23 protein-coding genes and 3 pseudogenes are annotated in these 19,464 nt (G+C 59.2%); 10 read left to right on the forward strand and 16 right to left on the reverse strand.

All coding sequences use genetic code 11. From position 1 onward, the window contains the following. Positions 1-12: 12 nt before the first annotated feature. The 7 genes from glnQ to ACLH1I_RS12280 all read right to left on the reverse strand — a co-directional run bounded on the left by glnQ (position 13) and on the right by ACLH1I_RS12280 (position 6,223). On the reverse strand, positions 13-735 hold the full coding sequence (glnQ, locus tag ACLH1I_RS12250) for a glutamine ABC transporter ATP-binding protein GlnQ (protein ID WP_064794861.1): 723 nt from the start codon (positions 733-735) through the stop codon (positions 13-15). A 2-nt stretch (positions 736-737) separates the two neighbouring features. Then, positions 738-1,394 (reverse strand): glutamine ABC transporter permease GlnP, encoded by a 657-nt coding sequence (gene glnP, locus ACLH1I_RS12255; RefSeq protein ID WP_062913803.1) that lies wholly within the window; start codon positions 1,392-1,394, stop codon positions 738-740. A gap of 51 nt (positions 1,395-1,445) precedes the next feature. Continuing rightward, positions 1,446-2,198, reverse strand: coding sequence for a glutamine ABC transporter substrate-binding protein GlnH (gene glnH, locus ACLH1I_RS12260; RefSeq protein ID WP_048294509.1), 753 nt, complete (start codon positions 2,196-2,198; stop codon positions 1,446-1,448). Between the two features lie 126 nt (positions 2,199-2,324). Further along, positions 2,325-2,879, reverse strand: coding sequence for a carboxymuconolactone decarboxylase family protein (locus ACLH1I_RS12265; RefSeq protein WP_023317981.1), 555 nt, complete (start codon positions 2,877-2,879; stop codon positions 2,325-2,327). Then, positions 2,876-4,204, reverse strand: a complete 1,329-nt coding sequence (locus tag ACLH1I_RS12270) for an aspartate aminotransferase family protein (RefSeq protein WP_064794770.1) — start codon at positions 4,202-4,204, stop codon at positions 2,876-2,878. The genes ACLH1I_RS12265 and ACLH1I_RS12270 overlap by 4 nt, the downstream gene beginning before the upstream one ends. 128 nt (positions 4,205-4,332) lie before the next feature. Then, positions 4,333-5,190, reverse strand: coding sequence for a MurR/RpiR family transcriptional regulator (locus ACLH1I_RS12275; protein WP_004203760.1), 858 nt, complete (start codon positions 5,188-5,190; stop codon positions 4,333-4,335). Between the two features lie 124 nt (positions 5,191-5,314). Further along, the gene (locus tag ACLH1I_RS12280; protein ID WP_004203758.1) at positions 5,315-6,223 is read right to left on the reverse strand and encodes a LysR family transcriptional regulator; all 909 of its coding nucleotides are present in this window, start codon (positions 6,221-6,223) and stop codon (positions 5,315-5,317) included. 100 nt (positions 6,224-6,323) lie between these two features. On the opposite strand from ACLH1I_RS12280, the gene ACLH1I_RS12285 reads away from it, so the two are divergent. Both ACLH1I_RS12285 and ACLH1I_RS12290 read left to right on the forward strand, forming a co-directional pair. Then, positions 6,324-7,433, forward strand: coding sequence for an alkene reductase (locus tag ACLH1I_RS12285; RefSeq protein WP_043522464.1), 1,110 nt, complete (start codon positions 6,324-6,326; stop codon positions 7,431-7,433). A gap of 2 nt (positions 7,434-7,435) precedes the next feature. Next, positions 7,436-8,029, forward strand: coding sequence for an ester cyclase (locus ACLH1I_RS12290; protein ID WP_064794860.1), 594 nt, complete (start codon positions 7,436-7,438; stop codon positions 8,027-8,029). Between the two features lie 88 nt (positions 8,030-8,117). Here the strand turns inward: ACLH1I_RS12290 and ACLH1I_RS12295 are convergent, their stop codons facing one another. Continuing rightward, the gene (locus tag ACLH1I_RS12295; protein ID WP_017898608.1) at positions 8,118-8,867 is read right to left on the reverse strand and encodes an SDR family oxidoreductase; all 750 of its coding nucleotides are present in this window, start codon (positions 8,865-8,867) and stop codon (positions 8,118-8,120) included. A gap of 165 nt (positions 8,868-9,032) precedes the next feature. On the opposite strand from ACLH1I_RS12295, the gene ACLH1I_RS12300 reads away from it, so the two are divergent. Next, positions 9,033-9,938: a LysR family transcriptional regulator gene (locus tag ACLH1I_RS12300; RefSeq protein ID WP_198079784.1), complete on the forward strand. Its 906-nt coding sequence runs from the start codon at positions 9,033-9,035 to the stop codon at positions 9,936-9,938. Positions 9,939-9,944: 6 nt separating this feature from the next. Here the strand turns inward: ACLH1I_RS12300 and ACLH1I_RS12305 are convergent, their stop codons facing one another. Together ACLH1I_RS12305 and ACLH1I_RS12310 are read right to left on the reverse strand one after the other, a co-directional pair. Next, on the reverse strand, positions 9,945-11,210 hold the full coding sequence (locus ACLH1I_RS12305; protein ID WP_004203752.1) for a Y-family DNA polymerase: 1,266 nt from the start codon (positions 11,208-11,210) through the stop codon (positions 9,945-9,947). Between the two features lie 2 nt (positions 11,211-11,212). Next, on the reverse strand, positions 11,213-11,632 hold the full coding sequence (locus ACLH1I_RS12310; RefSeq protein ID WP_004203751.1) for a translesion error-prone DNA polymerase V autoproteolytic subunit: 420 nt from the start codon (positions 11,630-11,632) through the stop codon (positions 11,213-11,215). Between the two features lie 270 nt (positions 11,633-11,902). On the opposite strand from ACLH1I_RS12310, the gene ACLH1I_RS12315 reads away from it, so the two are divergent. Next, positions 11,903-12,145: a DinI family protein gene (locus ACLH1I_RS12315; protein WP_004203750.1), complete on the forward strand. Its 243-nt coding sequence runs from the start codon at positions 11,903-11,905 to the stop codon at positions 12,143-12,145. 183 nt (positions 12,146-12,328) lie between these two features. Here the strand turns inward: ACLH1I_RS12315 and ACLH1I_RS12320 are convergent, their stop codons facing one another. Further along, positions 12,329-13,465, reverse strand: a complete 1,137-nt coding sequence (locus ACLH1I_RS12320; protein ID WP_074404065.1) for a glycosyltransferase family 9 protein — start codon at positions 13,463-13,465, stop codon at positions 12,329-12,331. Between ACLH1I_RS12320 and ACLH1I_RS12325 the strand changes: the two are divergent. The 3 genes and pseudogenes from ACLH1I_RS12325 (at position 13,460) to ACLH1I_RS12335 (ending at position 14,776) form a co-directional block, all read left to right on the forward strand. Then, positions 13,460-13,616: pseudogene (locus ACLH1I_RS12325) on the forward strand (hypothetical protein). The gene ACLH1I_RS12320 and the pseudogene ACLH1I_RS12325 overlap by 6 nt on opposite strands. Positions 13,617-13,711: 95 nt before the next feature. Next, on the forward strand, positions 13,712-14,212 hold the full coding sequence (locus tag ACLH1I_RS12330; RefSeq protein ID WP_004203748.1) for a YbaK/prolyl-tRNA synthetase associated domain-containing protein: 501 nt from the start codon (positions 13,712-13,714) through the stop codon (positions 14,210-14,212). Between the two features lie 117 nt (positions 14,213-14,329). Beyond that, complete coding sequence (locus ACLH1I_RS12335; protein WP_004203746.1) at positions 14,330-14,776, forward strand: DUF441 domain-containing protein; 447 nt, start codon at positions 14,330-14,332, stop codon at positions 14,774-14,776. On the opposite strand, the gene ACLH1I_RS12340 is transcribed toward ACLH1I_RS12335, so the two are convergent. Then, complete coding sequence (locus ACLH1I_RS12340; RefSeq protein WP_072500731.1) at positions 14,760-15,554, reverse strand: AraC family transcriptional regulator; 795 nt, start codon at positions 15,552-15,554, stop codon at positions 14,760-14,762. The two genes, ACLH1I_RS12335 and ACLH1I_RS12340, sit on opposite strands and share 17 nt — an antisense overlap. A gap of 107 nt (positions 15,555-15,661) precedes the next feature. Here ACLH1I_RS12340 and ACLH1I_RS12345 point away from each other — a divergent pair, with 107 nt between their 5' ends. Beyond that, positions 15,662-16,837 (forward strand): CynX/NimT family MFS transporter, encoded by a 1,176-nt coding sequence (locus tag ACLH1I_RS12345; RefSeq protein WP_072140547.1) that lies wholly within the window; start codon positions 15,662-15,664, stop codon positions 16,835-16,837. A 31-nt stretch (positions 16,838-16,868) separates the two neighbouring features. On the opposite strand, the gene ACLH1I_RS12350 is transcribed toward ACLH1I_RS12345, so the two are convergent. After that, the gene (locus tag ACLH1I_RS12350; RefSeq protein WP_004203741.1) at positions 16,869-17,561 is read right to left on the reverse strand and encodes a CTP synthase; all 693 of its coding nucleotides are present in this window, start codon (positions 17,559-17,561) and stop codon (positions 16,869-16,871) included. Between the two features lie 145 nt (positions 17,562-17,706). Between ACLH1I_RS12350 and ACLH1I_RS12355 the strand changes: the two genes are divergently transcribed. Next, complete coding sequence (locus ACLH1I_RS12355; RefSeq protein WP_049004563.1) at positions 17,707-18,216, forward strand: DUF523 domain-containing protein; 510 nt, start codon at positions 17,707-17,709, stop codon at positions 18,214-18,216. 4 nt (positions 18,217-18,220) lie between these two features. Beyond that, on the forward strand, positions 18,221-18,559 hold the full coding sequence (locus tag ACLH1I_RS12360; RefSeq protein WP_074194547.1) for a DUF488 domain-containing protein: 339 nt from the start codon (positions 18,221-18,223) through the stop codon (positions 18,557-18,559). Here ACLH1I_RS12360 and ACLH1I_RS12365 read toward each other — a convergent pair. The 3 genes and pseudogenes from ACLH1I_RS12365 to ACLH1I_RS12375 form a co-directional block, all read right to left on the reverse strand. Beyond that, on the reverse strand, positions 18,549-18,788 hold the full coding sequence (locus tag ACLH1I_RS12365) for a DUF333 domain-containing protein (protein WP_004203736.1): 240 nt from the start codon (positions 18,786-18,788) through the stop codon (positions 18,549-18,551). The two genes, ACLH1I_RS12360 and ACLH1I_RS12365, sit on opposite strands and share 11 nt — an antisense overlap. A gap of 199 nt (positions 18,789-18,987) precedes the next feature. After that, a pseudogene (locus ACLH1I_RS12370) lies at positions 18,988-19,176 on the reverse strand (hypothetical protein); the annotation flags it as partial. A 193-nt stretch (positions 19,177-19,369) separates the two neighbouring features. Beyond that, positions 19,370-19,464: pseudogene (locus tag ACLH1I_RS12375) on the reverse strand (integrase); the annotation flags it as partial.

Here is a 19,464-nt window from a genome sequence, read left to right on the forward strand (position 1 = left end):
ATTCACTTATGTTCAGGATACGTGTTGCAAAAACTCTTGCAGACGCGGATTGCTGCTGGCCGTGAGCAGCGGCTCAGGTGAACCATCTTCGGCAATAGTGCCGCCATCAATAAAAATCAACCGGGAAGCCACCTCTCTGGCAAAGCCAATCTCATGGGTCACAATCACCATCGTCATGCCCTCGTCGGCCAGCGAGCGCATGACCTTTAACACCTCATGCCGCAGTTCAGGATCGAGGGCGGATGTTGGCTCATCAAATAACATCATTTTGGGTTTCACCGCCAGGGCGCGAGCTATCGCCACACGCTGCTGCTGACCGCCCGAGAGCTCGGCAGGATAGTGGTTAGCGCGTTCACGCAGCCCCACGCGATCCAGCAACGCCAGCGCCTGCTCCCGCGCTGTGGCCTTGCTCTGCTTGCGCACGCGAAGCGGACCGAACATGACATTCTCCAGGGCGGTCAGATGCGGGAACAAATGAAACTGTTGAAACACCATACCGGCTTCGCGGCGAATATCACACTCATTCGCGTGCGGATCCGTAATATGCATGCCCGCCACCAGCAGCGTGCCGGAGGAGATCTCTTCCAGCTTGTTAATACAACGCAGCAGGGTCGATTTTCCCGAGCCGGAAGGACCGATGATCACCACCACCTCGCCCGCTTCAATCTTTAAATTGATATCGTGCAGCACCTGAGTGGCGCCGAAGTTTTTCGCCACCGCGCTAAATTCAACCATGCTCATAAAATATGGATCCTTTTCTCAACTTGTTTTAGCAGGAAGCTCAGGCACAATGTCAAAAACAGATAAATCATCGCCACCGCCGTCCACACCTCCAGCGCCCGAAAGTTGCCGGCAATAATCTCTTGTCCCTGACGGGTTAATTCTGCCACGCCAATCACAATAAACAGCGACGTATCTTTAATACTGATAATCCATTGATTGCCTAATGCCGGGATCATCCGCCGAAAAGCCAGCGGCATAATGACATGCCACAGGGTGCTGCGCGGCGATAATCCCATCGCGAGGCTGGCTTCTTTAAATCCTTTATTGATCGACAGAATCGCGCCCCGGGTGATCTCCGCTATATAAGCCCCGGAGTTAATCACAATGGTGATAATGGCGGCAGGAACCGGGTCAATACGCACCGGCAACACCATCGGCAGGGCGAAGTAGATAAACATCACCTGCACCATAATTGGCGTCCCGCGGATTAATTCCACAAACACCAGCGATACCGTTTTGGATATTGCCCCGCCTAATGCGCGGCAGGTCCCGGCCAGCAAGCCAATGATTAATCCACCTAACAAACCTGATAACGAAATAATCAGCGTCAGCTGCAAGCCTTGCATCAGCAGCGGCAATGCATCCCAAATATAGCGACTGTCAAAATTCATGCTTCTACCCGTAAAGAAAATATGAGGTCGGATCGCTCCGACCTGGCAGGGTTATTTCGGCTGTTTAGCAAACCACTTTACGTAAATCTTGTCGTAGGTACCATCGGCGCGCAGGGCCTGCAGGGCCTGGTTGACTTTTGGCGTCAGGCTGCTGTTTTTCTGCATCGCAAAGCCATACTGCTGTGGCAGAATGCTGTCCGTCTCACCAGTGGATTTGACCTTGCCATTACCCGCCGTCTTCACGTAGTAAAGTACATTCGGCGAATCATGAACGACGGCATCGAGATTACCGGCCTGCAGGTCAAGGTAAGCGTTATCGATATTCGGGAACTCGATATAATTCGCTTTATATTTGCTTTTCATAAAGCTGGCCGCCGCCGTCCCCTGCTTAAGGCCAACTTTTTTCCCGGTCAAATCACTGAATTTAACAATGGAATTATCATTACTTTTCACGGCTATTAACAGGTCGGCATTATAATATCCTTCGCTGAAGTCCACGACCTGCTTGCGCGCATCGGTAATCGTTATTCCCGCCATCGCCACGTCCAGATTACGCGACTGCAGACCGGGGATCAGGCCGCCGAAATCCATCGGCCTTAATTCGTAGCTGATATGCATTTTCTTCGCAATCGCGTCCCACAGATCGATATCAAAGCCGACATATTTATCGCCTTGTTTAAATTCAAATGGAACAAAGGCAGTATCGACACCCACCGTTATTTTATCTTCTGCTGCTGTAACAAAACTGGCTGAACAAATAACTAATGCCAGCGTCAGCTTTAATTTCTTAAATAATCCACTCATAATTACCCTCAGCGTCAGTGAAATAGCCTACAACGAACGTCACCCTGCGAAATATCTCGCCGGAAGAACCAATAACAAGAGCTGATATACCGGGCGCAGTTTTATGCGCCCGAATAAAACGATAACTTATGCAGAAAACAGAGAGTCAGAGGTAGCCGGTGCTGGCGTCTGGGCGCTGTTCATCACCATGGAGAGAAAACTGTAATAACCGTTTATTCCAATCAGATCCACCACGCCCTTCTCGCCCCATAACTCAATGGCTTGTTGCCAGGTCTCATCGCTGACCTTTTGCTGTTGATGCAGCTGCTGACAGAAGTCATAGACCGTCTGCTCATCGGGCCGGAGATCCACGGGCCGGCGCCTTTCCTTAATCGCCTGCACCGCCGCGGCAGCAATCCCCTTCTCGCGTGCTATCGGCGCATGGATCGCCCACTCAACCGGCTGCGACCAGTGCCGCGCGGTCAGCAAAATCGCCAGTTCAGAAAGACGCTGGCCCAGCGCGCTGCGATAGCGCAGGTACTCCCCCATACGCTGGGCATGGGCCATCAGCTCGGGGCTCCTCAGCAGCGGTTCAAAGGGCGGCAGCAAGGCGCCGCGCGGTCCGTTGATAATCTCTTCCGCTAACTGACGCTGCTGAACGTCCCATTCCTGTTCCGCCAGGGGCGGTAAACGATTGCTCATAATTTCCCCGTCTCTTCACGGATCACGCAGTTCAGGGTATCGACCACAAAATCGAGCTGCGCCGGGGTGATGATAAACGGCGGTGCAATCAGAATGTGGTCGCCAGACTGGCCATCGATGGTGCCGCCCATGGGATAGACCATCAGTCCACGCGCCATGCAGTTTGCTTTGATCGCAGCGTGCAGCTTCAGGGAAGGATCGAACGGCGTTTTGTCGTCTTTATCACGCACCAGCTCGACCCCCGCAAACAGGCCGCGTCCGCGCGTATCACCGACATGCGGTAACTCCCCCAGCACCTCGCGCAGCGCCTTGTGCAGATAGGCGCCCTGCTGTTTGACGGCGTCCAGCAAATTATCCCGCGCGATCACTTGCTGCACCGCCAGGGCTGCCGACGCGGCGGTGGCATGACAAATGTAAGTGTGACCATGCTGGAACAACCCGCTGCCCGCCTTTAGCGCGGAGACGATAGTCTCACTCGCCAGCACCGCCCCAATCGGCTGATAGCCTCCGCCGAGTCCTTTGGCGATGGTCACTAAATCGGGCACCACGTCATCCTGTTCAAACGCATGCAGCGTCCCGGTCCGCCCCATACCGCACATCACCTCATCCGCGATGTACAGGATGCCGTATTTGTCGCACAGGCGGCGGACCCCTTGCAGATAGCCCGGCGTCGGCGGCGTGGCTCCCGTCGTCGCCCCCACCACGGTTTCGGCACAGAAACCGATGATCGTTTCCGGGCCGGCCTCAAGGATGGCTTGCTCCAGCTCATTAAGCAGGCGCTCGGTATATTGCTGTTGGGTCTCGTCAGCCCGGCGATCGCGGTACTCATTGCAGGCGGAGACGCGGATAACATCCATTAATAAGGGAGCAAACTGACGACGGCGCCATTCGTTCCCCCCCACCGCCAGCGCGCCCAGCGTATTGCCGTGATAGCTCTGTTTACGGGCGATAAAGCGGGTGCGCGATGGCTGGCCGATCTCCACAAAGTACTGCCGCGCCATCTTCAGCGCTGTCTCTACCGCCTCAGAACCGCCCGAGACAAAGTAGGCGTAGTTAAGCTCGCCGGGCGCCGTGCGGGTGAGATGTTCGGCAAGCTGCTCGACGGCATCGCTGGTGAAAAAGCTGGTATGCGCATAGGCCAGCCGATCGATCTGGCGGTGCATCGCCGCCAGCACATCAGGATGCGCGTGTCCGAGGCAGGAAACCGCCGCCCCGCCGCAGGCATCAAGATACTGTTTTCCCTGGGCATCAAAGATATAGGCCCCTTGCGCACGTGAAGCCACCATCGGCGTGCTACGCAGGCTGCGGTGAATGACATGACTCATACTGGGTTCTGCTCCTGAATCCGCTACATGAATTGAGCGTATCTTGCAGGATCCATTTGGATCACGTCAACGAATTAAAGATATAAATGCATCCTTTATTCTTATAATTGATACATTTGAATCATTTATCAGGACTTACCGGGGATCACGTAGGCGCCAGACTCAATAAGATAGCGTTCGGCATTTTCAATTTTACTCACCGCCTCCCGACCGTGGCGCACCACCAGCATCGCCAGCAGGCACTCCGCCAGGCCCATGCCGGAGACCACGGAAGGGAAAAATGACGGACTGTCGATGGAGAACAGCAGCGTGCAGTCTGCCGCCTGCGCTAAGGGGGAAACCGGCGAGTCGGTAATGGCGAGGATCTTCGCCCCGGCCTGCCGGGCTGCCTGTAAAACATCCAGTGATTCGCGTGAATAGGGAGCAAAGCTGGTGAGTAAGACGCAGTCCCGGGCGGTTAGTTCGCGGGTAAAAACTTCGATATTGCTGGCCAGGCCATCGATCAATGACACCTGGCGGTTAAACAGTCGATAGACATAGAACAGCGACCACGCGATCGGAAAGCTGGCGCGGAATCCGCAGATATAGACATTCTCCGCGCTATCGAGCAAGGTCACCGCCTGCTCCATCTCCTGGGCATTTTCATTTTGCGTAAAGGTCAGATTCGCCTGATGCGCCTGAAAAACCTCTTTATACAGCTGCGTTTGCGTCCCGCGGGCCATCATTTTTTCCGCTTTTGATACGTATGTATCATTGCGCAGCCCCAGATCGTCAATGAAATCACTTTTCAGCTCGCTCCAGCCGCGGTAGCCCAGCCGCTGCGCCAGACGCAGCAGCGTCGCCGGTTTTACCCCGGCTTCCGCCGCGAAGGCACGCATTGATAACACCACCAGCTGACTGGCATTTTGCAGTGAGAACTCGGCGGCGCGTTGCAGCTCGGGCGACAACCCGCCGAATTCATTAATGATTTTTTCCCTGAGATTCATGGCAGCCACTGACTGGTTTTAAGTGAAAGCTATCTAATCATATTTGAGATCAAGACTCTATAGGCTGGTCTAACACCCGGGGGCCATCCTTTGCGCTCCTGAGCATGGCGAACCGCCCTACCCGTCACTTCTCCAGCCAGTCGATAAAAAACGCCATAAACGCCGACACCTGCGGCGGTTGCAGCTTTCGCTGGGGAAAGACAAACTGCAGCCCAACCTCCTTGCGGTCTAAGGGGCTAAATCCGGTGAAGCGATCGGCAAACAGCACCTGAAGCCGCCCCTCCTCGACATCCCTCTTCACATCCCACCATGATTTACCGGCGATCCCCGACCCGCTGAGCGCCCACTGCCGCAGCAGCGCCCCATCGTCGCAGACCATCGCCGGCGTCACCCGGATGATCTGCTCTTTTCCCGCCTCCTCAAAGCGCCACTCGTTCATCACCACACCGTGCCGCTCCAGCGCCAGGCAGCGGTGATGATGCAGCGCCTCGGGCGAAGCCGGCGTTCCACGGGCGGCAAGGTAAGCCGTCGAGGCCACCAGCACCCGGTGGTTAGGACGGATGTGGCGGATGGCCAGGCTGCTGTCCGGCAGATTACCGACGCGAATGCTCATATCCAGCCGGTTGGCGACCAGATCCTCCACGCGCTCGCCTAAGTAGACGGAAAAGGTCACTTCCGGGTGACGGCGGGTAAAGTCGACGATGGCCGGGCTAAGGTATTGTCGGCCAAAGTCGGAGGGGGCGGAAAGGCGAATATCGCCGCTCAGGACGCCCTCTTTTTGCGTCAGCAACGACTCGGCGTGGCGCGCCTCCTCCAGTACGCGCCGCGCGGCATGATAAAAATCTTCCCCCGCGTTGGTCAGGGTGATAGCGCGCGTGGAGCGATGGAACAGGCGGGTCTGGTAACGCTCTTCCATCGCCTTCAGGCGGGCCGTCATGGTGGCCGGCGAAAGCGACAACCGTCTACCGGCGGCGGAGAGTCCCCCCGCTTCGGCGACTGCCACCAGCAGCGCCATATCTTCCAGCTTGCCCATTTTTCGTATATCCCGAAAAGTGAATCTATTTTTCGTCTAATTATCAAAATCAGCTCCCGACTGTAAAGTGATTTCCATTCCACTCGCAAGGGACACCACTATGAACACGCTCTCACTTTTTGATCGTCATCGCATCGGTACGCTGCCGCTGAAAAACCGTATCGTCATGGCTCCCATGACCCGGGCGCGCGCGCTGCAGCCGGGAAATATCCCCTCCGCGCTGATGGCGGAGTATTACCGCCAGCGCGCCAGCGCGGGATTGATCGTTACGGAAGCGACGCAAATCTCTCCCGAGGGACAGGGGTATTCCTGGACGCCCGGCCTGCATTCCGCAGACCAGATTGCCGGCTGGCAGTTGACGACCCGCGCCGTACATCAGGCCGGCGGCGTTATTTTTTCTCAGCTCTGGCACGTGGGACGCATGTCGCACGCCCGTTTCCATGCGGATGGTCAACCCGTGGCCCCCTCGGCGCTGGCGCCGGACGCCCAGGTCTGGGTGGTGGATGAGCAGGGCCGGGGCCAGATGGTTGACTGTTCACCGCCGCGGGCGCTCTCCCGGTCGGATATCCAGCGTATTGTCGCCGATTACCGTCAGGCGGCGCGCAATGCGATCGCGGCGGGGTTTGACGGCGTGGAAGTACACGGCGGCAATGGCTATCTGATCGACCAGTTCCTGCGGCGGACCGCCAACCAGCGTACCGATGAGTACGGCGGCAGCCTGAACAACCGGATCCGTTTTGCCCAGGAGGTACTGACCGCCATCGGCGACGCAATCGGCCGCGAGCGGACGGGCATCCGCCTTTCCCCCTTCATTACCCAGCGCGGGATGAATGACCCGCAGGTGATCGATGCCATCCTTGCCCTGGCGGCCTGGTGCGAACAGCAGGGCATCGCCTTTATCCATCTGGCGGAGGCGGACTGGGACGATGCCCCAGCCGTTCCCCGACGCTTCCGCGACACGCTGCGCGCGACCTTCAGCGGCACGCTGATCGTGGCCGGGAATTACGATCAGCAGAAGGCGGAGCGCATTCTTGACGCCGGTCTCGCCGACCTCGTGGCTTTCGGCCGGCCGTTTATTGCCAATCCCGACCTGCCGCAGCGGCTTCTGCACCGCTGGCCGCTGGCGACCGTCAGCGATCCCGGCACGCTGTTTGGCGGCACGGCGGCGGGCTATACCGACTATCCCTTCTATACGGAGCATAAAGAGTGAAAATGACCCGCAAAATGTTACCTGCCGGCCGTGGTGTCGCGGTTGCCCGCACGCAGGCCAGACGCGGCCTCACGCGCCATCGCTGCGCCACCGCGCTGCTGCTTGTCGCAATGTCCGGCTCCGCGTATGCAGCCCAACAGGATCTGCTGAAGCCGGCGCAACTCATCGCTGACGGCAGCCTTCCCGCAGCCACACGCGCCGCCAATGAATATGTCGCCAGGCAGTATGCCACGTTCTGGAATACCGGTGATGCCGCGCTGGCCCGGGCGGCGCTGGCGAAGAATTTTATCGATAAAACGCCCCCGGAAGGCCGCCGACAGGGGCCGGAAGGGGCGATCCTCGCCTCCAGAGCGTTTCGCCAGGCGGTGCCGGATTTACGCTGTGATGTCGAACAAATGATCGTGGCCGGTGACCGGGTGGTCTCACACTTACATTTTCATGGCCACTTTACCGGGACCTTCGGCACCCGGCAGGGTAAGGGACAAAATATCGATTTTATCGCCACCGATATCTATCAGATCCGCGGCGGTAAAATTACCGCCAACTGGCATATTGAAGATAACCTGACGCTGATGAAACAGCTGGGCGCGCAATAAGCTGCCTCCGGACGGTGCGTCAGCGATCGCCAACACGGCGAGCCGCCCCGGTCTCCGCTGGGACGACTCGCCTGGCGTCAGCCGGCGCTTAGATTTGCGCCAGCCCGCCGTCGACATAGATCTCTGCGGCGTTAATAAAGCTCGACTCATCCGACGCTAAAAACACCACCGTCCGGCCAATCTCCTCCGGCTCGCCCAGCCGCCCGAGCGGTACGCCGGCGGCCAGAGCATCGAACAAGCCCTGGCGATCCGCCTCCGCCACCAGCCCTCCCAGACCCGGGGTACGTACCGGCCCCGGGCTGACCACATTAATGCGGATCCCGCGGTCGCTAACCTCCAGCGCCCAGGAGCGCGCCAGGCTGCGTACTGCGGCCTTACTGGCGCTATAGATGCTGAAGTTAGCCGTCCCTTTTACCGCCGCCGTAGAGCCGGTCAAAATCACCGAGGCGCCGTCGGTGAGCAACGGCAGCGCTTTCTGCACGGTGAACACCACCCCGCGCACGTTAGTGGCAAAAATCCGGTCAACGTGCGCTTCGGTAACGGCGCTGAGCGGCAGCATTTCTCCGCCGCCGGCATTGGCGAACAGTACATCCAGCCGGCCGGACTCGTCGGCAATGGTCGCAAATACCGCGTCAAGGTCGCTTAACACGCCGGCATCAGCGCGGATCCCGCGGGCGGCGGGTCCGATGAATCTTACCGCCGCATCCAGCTCCTCCTGACGGCGGCCGGTGATGTACACCTTCGCGCCCTGCTCCGCCAGCGCTTTCGCCGACGCCAGGCCAATCCCGGCGCTGCCGCCGGTGACTAACGCCACTTTATCCGCAAGTTTTTTGCTCATGGTGCATTTCCTTGGTTAGAGTATAAACAGGCCAGGCTCGCGAAAGCGCCCGCCGGGTATGGAAAGCACTGTAATCGTCCCGGCGAGGCGGAAAAATGGCCTAATCTGAAAAACACTCTTCCCCTCGGTGGATAATCACCTCCAGTAACCAGGATAAAGCGAATAATGGACCGGTTTTCAGCTCTTAAAGCCTTCACCCGCGTTGTCGAAGCCGGCAGCTTTACCCGCGCCGCGGACTCGCTGAATATGCCCAACGCCACCCTCAGCAAAACCATTCAGCAACTGGAGGCGCATCTTGGGGTTTCTCTCCTGCAGCGCACTACGCGGCGTATCACCGTGACGCCGGAAGGACGGGAATACTATGAAAAGGCCCGGCGCCTGCTGGAAGACCTGGAAGAGATCGACGCCGCCTTCAATACCGCCCGCAATAAGCCAAAGGGCCATCTGCGGATCGCCATCGGCGGGTCGACCGCGCGCGATGTGCTGATCCCGCTGCTGGCGGACTTTATGACCACCTGGCCGGATATCCGTATCGATTTGCAAGTGGCCGATAAGCCCTCGGACCTGATCGGCGGCAATATTGACTGCGCCATCCGCGGCGGACCGATGGAAGACTCGACGCTGATTGCCCGTAAAATCGGCGAGGCGGCGCTGGTTACCTGCGCCACCCCGGGCTATCTTCAGCGCTATGGTACGCCCACCTCACCGAATGAACTGAACCATGGCCACCGGCTCATCAGCTACCTGTCGCCGGCCAGCGGCAGAGCGTTTCCGTTTCGTTTTGCCCGTCACGGCGTCAGCACCGAGCTGAAGACGGAGCACCATCTCGGCATCAATGAGAGCAACGCGCATATTGCCGCCGGCGAGGCGGGCTTAGGCATTGTGCAGACCTTTACCTATTCGCTGAAACCGGCGCTGGCGAGCGGCAAGCTGGTGGAGATCCTCAGCGCCTGGCGCCCGGCCCCCTATCCTTTTCACGTTGTCTATGCCCGGCACCGGCACGTCCCGCCCCGGCTCCGCGTCTTTATTGACTGGCTGGCGGCGGTTTTTCCGTCTGCGGTGCAGGGATAGCGCGCGTTATCTGACGCGGAGCAGGTCGCCGTATCGCGTGGTGTAGCGCGGCGATAGCATCTCTCGCTTCATCTGCCACTGCTGCTGGACCCCCTGGCCGGCAAAATAGAGCGCCCCCCTGCCGTTTTTCGCATTCAGCTGGTCGAGCACCTGCATCAGCCTGGCGCTGTTCTGCCGCGGGGCAAGCTCGTCGAACAGGTTCAGCTGGGCGACGCCCTGGCTGTAGAAATCGCCGAGCATCACCCCGGCCTTCTGATAGCGATGCCCCGCTTTCCAGATGGCATCCAGGCAGTTTGTCGCCGCGGCGATAATATCCCGGGAATCCTGCGTCGGCGTCAGCAGCTTCAGTGAGGCGCTGTTGCCGTAATAGGGTTCATTCAGCGCGAAGGGGCTGGTTTTGACAAAGGCGGAGACGAACCGGCAGTACTGATGCTCACCGCGCAGCTTTTCTGCTGCCCGCGCGGCATAGCTGCAGATCGCCTGGCGCATATCCTCATAGGCCGTAATGCGATCCCCGAACGAGCGGCTGCAGATAATTTCCTGCTTAGCGGGAGCAAACTCCTCCAGCGCCAGGCAAGGCTCGCCGCGCAGCTCCCGTACCGTTCGCTCAAGCACCACCGTGAAGTGCTTGCGGATAAAGCGGATATCGCTCTCCGCCAGCTGGAGTACCGTGCCGATCCCCATTGCCTCGAGCTTTTTACCGATCCGCCGCCCGATGCCCCAGACCTCACTCACCGGCAACAGCGCCATCAGCTTCCGCTGCCGCTGCGGGCAGGATAAATCCACCACCCCGCCCGTCTGCCGCTGCCACTGCTTCGCCGCGTGGTTGGCCAGCTTCGCCAGGGTTTTGGTCGGGGCGATCCCGACGCCCAGCGTCAGATGGGTGCGCTGCTGCACCGTGGCGCGGATTTCCCGGCCAAAGTCGGTCAGATCTTTGCAGTGGCGCACGCCGCTGACATCGCAAAAGGCTTCATCGATACTGTAAATTTCGCAGCGCGGGGCGAGCTCTTCCAGGGTGGTCATTACCCGGTTGGACATGTCGGCGTACAGCTCATAGTTGCTGCTGAACGCCACGACGCCGTGGCGAAGAAACGCCGCCTTCTGCTTAAAGTAGGGTTCGCCCATTTTCACAAACGGCTTCGCCTCCGCCGAGCGGGCGATCACACAGCCATCGTTGTTCGACAGCACCACCACCGGCCGCCCCTTCAGGTCTGGCCGGAAGGCGGTCTGGCAGCTCGCATAAAAGGCGTTCACATCACAGTGCGCGAACATGATCAACCCGCCGCCTTGATGATGTAGGTCACCACGCCGAAAATATCGAGCGTCTCCTCGCGGCCGACCACGATGGGCGAATAGGCCGGGTTCATCGGGTTAAGCTGCACCCGGGGCAGAAGTTGCAGCTTTTTTACCGTAAATTCGCCGCCGACGGCGGCAATGACGATATCGCCATGCTCCGCTTTACGCGCGCTGTCCACCACCAGCAGATCGCCTTCGTCAATGCCGGCATTGATCATGCTGTCGCCTGCGGCTTTGACAAAATAGGTCGCGCTGGGATGCTGCACCAGCAGCTCGTTGAGGTCGATTCGCTTCTCGACATAGTCCTGGGCCGGGCTGGGAAAGCCGCACTGCACCAGGTCGGCAAAAAAGGGAAAGGAGACAATCTGACGTAGCTCAACCGGCGTGTAAAAGTTCATTTTTTAACCCACCACATAAAACTGAATATATATACAGTAGTTTTGCCTGTTTTGCCGGTCAATATCGGCTCCAGCTATCAATCGCCAGCACTGAAATAACTCCTTGATGTCAATGGGGGTCCTCTTCAGCGCCCGCGAACCGTTTGCTGCTTTTGCGCGCAGCCCGCCCGCCGCGCGAGGTGGTAGATGCGCCGCGCCGCGGCATTCGCTTGACACTGTACATTAATACAGTAAAACTAACGCCCGCGATCAGCATACAGAGGACAGAAGATGTTTGTGGAACTGATTTATGACAAGCGCAATTTTGCCGGGCTGCCGGGCGCCAGAGAGACCATTCTTAACGAGCTGACCAAACGCATGCAGCGCATTTTCCCGGAGGCGGAAGTGCGCGTGAAGCCGATGATGACGCTGCCGGCGATCAACACCGACGCCAGCAAGCATGAAAAAGAGCTGATCAGCCGCACGGTGCAGGAGATGTTTGAAGAGGCGGACATGTGGCTCACTGAAGAGTAATGCCGCCCGTTAGTCGCGGCGCCCCCCTCTTTAAGAGCTTTCCCGGATGTAGCAGAGCCACGGGCAACAGTACAATAGCGGCGGTTGCAGACTGGCAATGCAACCTTCGCTCACCTGCTGGCTCTTGCATACGGCCAGCAGGTGAGCCTCCCGGACATGCCTGCCGGCCTTTCCTCATCGCCCTCACAGCGTCTCCGGTAGCGCCGCTATAATTCTATCCACCAGTTCGCGATGCTCATGCACCTTCCCGCATTTAACAATAATCTGTCTGGCGTTGTCATAGCCCGGCGCCCACAGCCGATTATTAAGCAGAACGTCCTTGTAGACCGCGATCAGCGGTTTGTTCCACGCCGCCGCCATGTGCACCACCGAGGTGTCCGGGGAGATAATCAGCTCCGCCTGGGCAATCAGCGCCATCGCATGGTGTAACGTGTTAAATGGGTTAATCACCACCTCCGGCGGCAGCGGGATGCGGATCTCACGCCGGTGATCGAGCAGAATAACCGCGATCCCCGGATGGCGAGCCAGCAGCTTGTCAAGCAGTTCGGCCAACTGCGTCTGCGAGAGACTGCGGTCGCCATGGCCGGCAAAAATATTAATCACTACCGCTTTTCTGCTCAGCGACGCCAGATACTGCGCCACCTCCTGCATAATCGGCCCGGGCACCGCCAGGTCGTAAGCGTCCAGCCCGCGGGTGTCCAGTTTGAGATAATCGGCGATCAACTCGAACGTTTTCGTCACGTGCCAGCGCTGGCAGTCAAAATCAAAAGAGTGGGAATAATGCTTAATCGACGGCCATTTATTAAACCCGAGCACCGATTTCGCTTTTATTTGTCGGAAAAGCCGCAGGCGATGCACGGGTATATCGAACAGCGAAGGGTCAATAATAATATCGTACTTATTATTAGCTAGTTCATTAATAACATCGCGGGGAACGTTATGATTAAATTTTCGCAAAAAATCGGCGGACGTAACCGGTTCAGCTTCATAAATATAGCGGATCCGCGGGTTATAACGCATCACCTGGCTATTAGAGGTCGTCAGCAGGAAATCAACGATATAGCCTGACTGATGCAGGCATTTCACCAGCGCGGAATCCACCACCACATCGCCGACCGCCCCCTCATTGCGCATCAGTAAGACGGTTTTCGCGGACGACAAATCCACCGGCTGACGGCGTCGGCGATCCCAGAGCGCTTTCGCCACGCCCACCCGCAGGGCATTACGTACTTTCTTAGTAAAGTAATTTCGCCGTCTGTTGAGCTCCCTTATTTTATTAAACTTCTTGCGTGGGGAGCCCTGCATGGTTGCATCGTGCATCATCCTAACCTCATTACGGCAATCATTAATATTCTGTGTCGTCCGATAGAGACTGAGCGAAATAAAAAAAGTTCGATTGAAAATGAAAATCATTCTTTTTTTTATTTACAAAACTCATCCAGCCCTGCGGGATTGCACCACAGCACTGTGAAGCAATAATGAGTGAATAGTGAATTTGCCGGCCCACCGTTGGCAGGCCGGCGCAACAGCGCTAAGCTGGCTGCTTTATGAAGTCAGGAGGACGCTATGCTTGAAGCAGTAGAAGGTAATATCCATCAGCGGCTGTGCGCGCTGCTCGACGAACATCAGGCGCGCTATCGGGTGATGGCGCACGAGGCGGTCGGCCAGTGCGAAGCCGTCTCGGCGATCCGCGGCACCGCGCTTGGCCAGGGCGCGAAAGCGTTAGTCTGTAAAGTCAAAGGAAACGGCGTCAACCAGCATGTGCTGGCGATCCTCGCCGCCGATCGGCAGGCCGACCTCGCCAGCCTGGCCCGGCATATCGGCGGCAGCAAAGCCTCGCTGGCCAGCCCGGCGGAAGTGGAAGCGCTCACCGCCTGCGCGTTCGGCGCCATTCCCCCCTTCAGTTTCCATCCGGCGCTGCGGCTGGTGGCCGACCCGCTGCTGTTTGAGCGCTTCCCACAAATCGCCTTTAACGCCGGGCGCCTGGACCGATCGATCATTCTCGATACCGAAGACTATTTACATATCGCCCGACCGGAGATCGCGACCTTTCGCCGTCTTAGCTAACCGGGCATCGGCCCTGATTTCCGCCGCATGGCGTAAAAATCCTGTTTATTCACGCCACGATGCGTAGAGTCAGCAGGATATTTTTTGGCATTCTTTTTTTGGCAAGGACCTCTGTACATGTTTGATACCACCCTGTTGATCCTGCTGGGTCTGGCGGCGCTCGGCTTTATCAGTCATAACACCACCGTAGCAATCTCCATCCTCGTGCTGATTATCGTGCGCGTCACGCCGCTGAACGCCTTCTTTCCCTGGATTGAGAAGCAGGGCCTGACCGTCGGGATCATCATTCTGACTATCGGCGTGATGGCGCCCATCGCCAGCGGCACGCTGCCGCCATCGACGCTGATCCACTCCTTTATGAACTGGAAATCGCTGCTGGCGATTGCGGTCGGGGTGTTTGTCTCGTGGCTTGGCGGACGCGGCGTCTCGCTGATGGGCTCCCAGCCGCATCTGGTGGCCGGGCTGTTGGTCGGTACGGTGCTCGGCGTCGCCCTGTTTCGCGGCGTCCCGGTCGGGCCGCTGATTGCCGCCGGGATCATCTCGCTGTTTATTGGGAAGTCGTAGCCAGGCTGCCGTGATAGCGGCCCGGCGTCTGCCCCAGCCCTTTCTTAAACATGGTGATGAAGGCGGTGGTGGAATCGTAGCCCAGCGCCTGGGCCGTCTGCTGTACCGTCTGCCCGCGGATCAGCTGCTGCAGTGCAAGGATCAGCTGCAGCTGATGGCGCCAGCGGCGAAAGCTCAGCCCCGTTTCACGCACCACCAGCCGCGCCAGATTGCGCTCGCTCATCGCGAACTCCGCCGCCCACTGGTTCAGGGTCTGCCAGCGCGCCGGATCCTCAGCCATCATCGTCACCATCTGGCGAATTTTCGGGTGGTTCGATACCGGCAGCTGCAGGTGCTCCTGCGGCTGACGGGGCAGCTCATCAAACAGAACCTGCACCAGCCGGGCCGTGGCGGGGGCGGCCAGCGACTCCCCGCCGCGTTCCGCCAGGGCGAGGATCAGCTCCCGCACCAGCGGGGAAATCTTTAACGTACAGCAGCGGTCCGGCATCGGCGCGGCGCCCGGCTCGATGAACAGGAAGCACACCTGGGCGCCGGGGGTGGCGCGGTTACTGTGGGAAAGCTGCCCCGGGACCCACACCGCATACTGCGGCGGCACCATCCACATCGCGTTCTCCACCTCGCAGGTTAAGGCGCCGTGCAGGGCGAGGATCAGCTGCCCCTTACGGTGGGAATGCGCCGGAATATACTGCTCCGCCTCCACCACCCGAATACGAAAGGCAATGGCCGATTCGTGGCCACTGTCCGGTTCATAACCATCCAGACCCAGTCCGATCATCATGTTGTCCGATATTAGCGATAATCTGTCATTTTAGCTTGATTTAAACAGAGGACAAAGTCGCTATCGTAACCCCCCTCTTTAGTTACCTTGAGAATGATATGTCTTCTGTGACCTCCTCCACCGGCCGCCGCTCCGCGCTGCTGATTGCCGGTATCCTGCTCATCGCCACCACCCTGCGCGTGGTCTTTACCGGCGCGGCGCCGCTGCTGGACGCGATTCGTAGCGACTATGGCCTGACCACCGCGCAGACCGGGCTGCTCACCACCCTGCCGCTGCTGGCCTTTGGCCTTGTCTCGCCGCTGGCGGCAGGGGTTGCCCGCCGGTTCGGCATGGAGCGCAGCCTGTTGCTGGCGATGCTGCTGATCTGCGCCGGCATTGCCCTGCGCTCCCTGCCCTCCGCTGCATGGCTGTTTATCGGCACGGCGGTGATCGGTTGCGGCATTGCGCTGGGAAACGTGCTGCTGCCCGGGCTGATTAAACGGGATTTCTCGCAGCATGTCGCGCGGATGACCGGCGCCTATTCCCTGACGATGGGCGGCGCAGCGGCGCTAGGCTCGGCGCTGGTGGTCCCCGTGGCGATGGCCGGATTCGGCTGGCGCGGGGCGCTGCTGCTGCTGATGATCTTTCCGCTGCTGGCGCTCCTCAGCTGGCTGCCGCAGTCCCGGCGTCAAGCGGAGGCCCCGCTGACCGGCTCAGGTGCCATGCATAACCGGGGGATCTGGCGGTCGGCGCTGGCCTGGCAGGTGACGCTGTTCCTCGGCATCAACTCGCTGGTCTATTACGTGATTATCGGCTGGCTGCCGTCGATTCTGCAGAGTATGGGCTATAGCGAAGCGCAGGCCGGCTCGCTGCATGGCCTGCTGCAGCTGGCGACCGCTGCGCCCGGCCTGGCGATACCGCTGATCCTGCATCGGCTGCGCGACCAGCGCGGGATCGCGGTGCTGGTCGCCCTGATGTGCGCCATCAGCGCCGCCGGGCTGTGGCTACTGCCAGGGCTGGCGATCGGCTGGACGCTGCTGTTCGGCTTTGGCTCCGGAGCCACGATGATCCTCGGCCTGACGTTTATCGGCCTGCGCGCCAGCTCGGCGCACCAGGCCGCGGCGCTGTCGGGGATGGCGCAGAGCGTCGGCTATCTGCTGGCCGCCTGCGGGCCGCCGCTGATGGGCAGGATCCACGATGCCAATGGCGACTGGCATATTCCGCTGCTGGCGGTGGCGCTGATTTCGCTGGTGATGGCGATCTGCGGCGCCCTCGCCGGGCGCGACCGGGAGATTCATCCCTGAAGATGACCGGCAGCGGGCGCTGCCGGTAGGGTTATTGTGCCGCGGCGCGCAGCAACGCCTGCACCAGCGGCGCAGGACGCCCGTCCAGCGCGTGGCGCTCATGCTGGAACAAGGTGGCGACAAAAAACGGGTGCGTCACCAGCTCGACGGCGCGGATCTCACCCTCTTCATCCCAGCCGGTGACGCGCAGATCGCCCTGCTCCAGCTCCGCGGCAAACGCGCTGTCCACACCGTAGCGGCAGTGGTAGCCCTCTTCAATGCTCTCCCGACCATAGGCGCGGGCAATCAGCGTATTCGCCCGCAGCTCGACGACGGCAGAAGCCTCCACCAGCGAGCAGCTGAGGGGCGCGATCACCATCCGCCCTTCGCTGTCGGTTTCCGCATGACCGGCATCCTGCCAGCCGAGCACGTTACGGGCGTATTCAATCACCGCGTGCTGAAAGCCGCCGCAGGTGCCGAGGAAAGGAATGCTGTTTTCACGGGCATAGCGGATAGCGGTAAACGCGCCTTCCGGGTGACGATACGGGCTGCCGGGAACGACCCAGACGGCATCGTACTCCGCCAGCGCGTCGCCGGAGGCGATCGACGGGGTGGCGAGCCAGTCATATTTCACCGGCTGCTCCAGCACGGCGGCAGCATCGTCTATTGCCAGGGGAATGGCCTGATGGGCAACAATATCGGGGTGATAATCGCCGACAAGGGCGAGGCGTAAAGGGGTTTTCATAGCAGGTTCCTTATGTCTGGACGAGACGAGCAGCACAAGGCACGTCAGGATAGCGATCCCCTCTGTGGAACACAATCCTTATTTTCACCCCACCGCCGTGGCCAGCGGGTGAGGTATACTGGAGCAAGCGCAAAAGGGAGAGAGGATGAAAAGTAAGCTTTTGGTCAGCGCCTGCCTGATGGGATTCCAGGTGCGATATAACGGTAGCGAGAAGGCGCAGCTGGCGGCGACCCTGTCCCGCTGGCAGCAGGCGGATCGTCTGGTGATCCACTGCCCGGAGCTGGCGGCCGGTCTGCCGACGCCCCGCCTGCCGGCGGAGATCCTCGGCGGCGCCGGCGGCGATGTGCTTGCCGGACGGGCGCGGATCGTGGAAAGCGACGGCCGCGACGTCACGGGACATTATCAGCTGGCCGCCTGGCTGGCGCTCAGCGCCGCCCGGGAAGCGGGCTGTCAGGCGGCGTTACTCACCGACGGCAGCCCCACCTGCGGCAGCCAGTTTATCTATGACGGTTCCTTTCGCGGGCGGCGCAAAGCGGGCGCCGGCGTGGCCGCCGAGCTGCTGCGCGCCCACGGCATCACGGTATTTTCCGACGGGCAGATCCCGCAGTTGCTCGCCTGGATGGCACAGAGGGAGCAGGATGATGATTCAATGTAAACGGGTGTACGATCCGCAGGAAAGCAGCGACGGCTACCGGGTGCTGGTCGACCGTCTCTGGCCGCGGGGGATTAAAAAAGAGGCGCTGGCCTGTGATGAGTGGTGTAAAGAGTTAACGCCGTCCGCTGAGCTGCGGAAAGCCTTTCACGGCGAGGCGATCGATTTCGACCACTTCAGCCAGCGCTATCTTCAGGAGCTCGACGCCCATCGCGACACGGGCCTGCGGCTGGCGGCGCTGGCGCAGCGCCAGACGCTGACGCTGCTGTACGCCGCGAAGAACACCGAGCAGAATCATGCCCGGGTGCTGGCCGCCTGGCTGGCGGCCCTGCCGGTTACGATTTAGCCGGATGGTCCCGGCGCCATAGCGCCCACTCATCGAGGGTTTCGCCGCTGGGCAGCTTGCACTGGGTGCTGACGCCCTGCGGCGTTTGCACCGGCACCCGGGTGCCGCCGGATTGCTGGCAGTAGACCGCCGCGGGATTGGGCATGCCGATGGTTTTCGTCGGCGCGGTGGGCTGCGGCTGGGCACAGCCGGCCAGCGCCAGGGGCAAAATAGCCAGTAACTTTTTCATCTTTTCTCCCTTTCTCCAATTCCCGGGGATTTTAGCCTGAATCTCCATGGTTTCTCCATCTTGCCTGCACTTTTCCCCCGTAGAGTAGCCCCTGTTCTCGAACTGACCAGAGAACAGATCATTCCATAATCAATGAGTTTTTCCCCGTCGCCCCCGACGGGGCTTTTTTTTGGGATTTAATAAATTGAAATAAAAGGATTTATTTCAAAAATGTCCACATATCGACCACATTGACAAGAATAGCCCCCTCTTCAATACAGTCGCTTATTTTAGCCTCAAACTCCATTTTCGTGGTAAATCCGTTATCACCGATCACATATTCCGCTCTTGCAATGATCCAATCCTGAATATCGATTTCAGGCTTAAAGCCAGACACGGTCAGATGCAGGATAGAGTCAAAAACGTCTGGAACTGGTTTAAAAAAGTATTAAGGCCCACGGAGGAGAGTCGCGAAGCGCTAAACAAATGCGCCTGCGCCGGGCAGACCTTTGGCGAGGTCCTGGGGACCGCACTTAGCGTTCTGCTTTGGCCCCTTCAGAAGTTAATGGAAGGCGTCGGCTGGTTATGTAAATAGACCCGTTTTAGTTCCATGCATTTTTTGAGATCCCGGCCAAATAATGGTGCTGTCGGTATTCCTCCGGTGTCATATTGTTCAGTGATTCATGAGGGCGTTCAC

This window comes from Klebsiella sp. 1SOBk10mer (assembly GCF_046602535.1).
GTDB classification, from domain to species: domain Bacteria; phylum Pseudomonadota; class Gammaproteobacteria; order Enterobacterales; family Enterobacteriaceae; genus Klebsiella; species Klebsiella quasipneumoniae.

Bases quoted from the DNA above. Each gene is read 5' to 3' on its own strand.
- ACLH1I_RS12335 (WP_004203746.1), top strand. From the start codon at position 14,330: ATGTTTGATACCACCCTGTTGATCCTGCTGGGTCTGGCGGCGCTCGGC.
- glnH (WP_048294509.1), bottom strand. From the start codon at position 2,198: ATGAGTGGATTATTTAAGAAATTAAAGCTGACGCTGGCATTAGTTATT.
- ACLH1I_RS12330 (WP_004203748.1), top strand. From the start codon at position 13,712: ATGCTTGAAGCAGTAGAAGGTAATATCCATCAGCGGCTGTGCGCGCTG.
- ACLH1I_RS12300 (WP_198079784.1), top strand. From the start codon at position 9,033: ATGGACCGGTTTTCAGCTCTTAAAGCCTTCACCCGCGTTGTCGAAGCC.
- ACLH1I_RS12315 (WP_004203750.1), top strand. From the start codon at position 11,903: ATGTTTGTGGAACTGATTTATGACAAGCGCAATTTTGCCGGGCTGCCG.
- ACLH1I_RS12305 (WP_004203752.1), bottom strand. From the start codon at position 11,210: ATGTTCGCGCACTGTGATGTGAACGCCTTTTATGCGAGCTGCCAGACC.
- ACLH1I_RS12275 (WP_004203760.1), bottom strand. From the start codon at position 5,190: ATGAATCTCAGGGAAAAAATCATTAATGAATTCGGCGGGTTGTCGCCC.
- ACLH1I_RS12290 (WP_064794860.1), top strand. From the start codon at position 7,436: ATGACCCGCAAAATGTTACCTGCCGGCCGTGGTGTCGCGGTTGCCCGC.
- ACLH1I_RS12280 (WP_004203758.1), bottom strand. From the start codon at position 6,223: ATGGGCAAGCTGGAAGATATGGCGCTGCTGGTGGCAGTCGCCGAAGCG.
- ACLH1I_RS12350 (WP_004203741.1), bottom strand. From the start codon at position 17,561: ATGAAAACCCCTTTACGCCTCGCCCTTGTCGGCGATTATCACCCCGAT.
- ACLH1I_RS12365 (WP_004203736.1), bottom strand. From the start codon at position 18,788: ATGAAAAAGTTACTGGCTATTTTGCCCCTGGCGCTGGCCGGCTGTGCC.
- ACLH1I_RS12285 (WP_043522464.1), top strand. From the start codon at position 6,324: ATGAACACGCTCTCACTTTTTGATCGTCATCGCATCGGTACGCTGCCG.
- glnP (WP_062913803.1), bottom strand. From the start codon at position 1,394: ATGAATTTTGACAGTCGCTATATTTGGGATGCATTGCCGCTGCTGATG.
- ACLH1I_RS12295 (WP_017898608.1), bottom strand. From the start codon at position 8,867: ATGAGCAAAAAACTTGCGGATAAAGTGGCGTTAGTCACCGGCGGCAGC.
- ACLH1I_RS12265 (WP_023317981.1), bottom strand. From the start codon at position 2,879: ATGAGCAATCGTTTACCGCCCCTGGCGGAACAGGAATGGGACGTTCAG.
- glnQ (WP_064794861.1), bottom strand. From the start codon at position 735: ATGGTTGAATTTAGCGCGGTGGCGAAAAACTTCGGCGCCACTCAGGTG.
- ACLH1I_RS12320 (WP_074404065.1), bottom strand. From the start codon at position 13,465: ATGCACGATGCAACCATGCAGGGCTCCCCACGCAAGAAGTTTAATAAA.
- ACLH1I_RS12340 (WP_072500731.1), bottom strand. From the start codon at position 15,554: ATGATGATCGGACTGGGTCTGGATGGTTATGAACCGGACAGTGGCCAC.
- ACLH1I_RS12270 (WP_064794770.1), bottom strand. From the start codon at position 4,204: ATGAGTCATGTCATTCACCGCAGCCTGCGTAGCACGCCGATGGTGGCT.
- ACLH1I_RS12355 (WP_049004563.1), top strand. From the start codon at position 17,707: ATGAAAAGTAAGCTTTTGGTCAGCGCCTGCCTGATGGGATTCCAGGTG.
- ACLH1I_RS12310 (WP_004203751.1), bottom strand. From the start codon at position 11,632: ATGAACTTTTACACGCCGGTTGAGCTACGTCAGATTGTCTCCTTTCCC.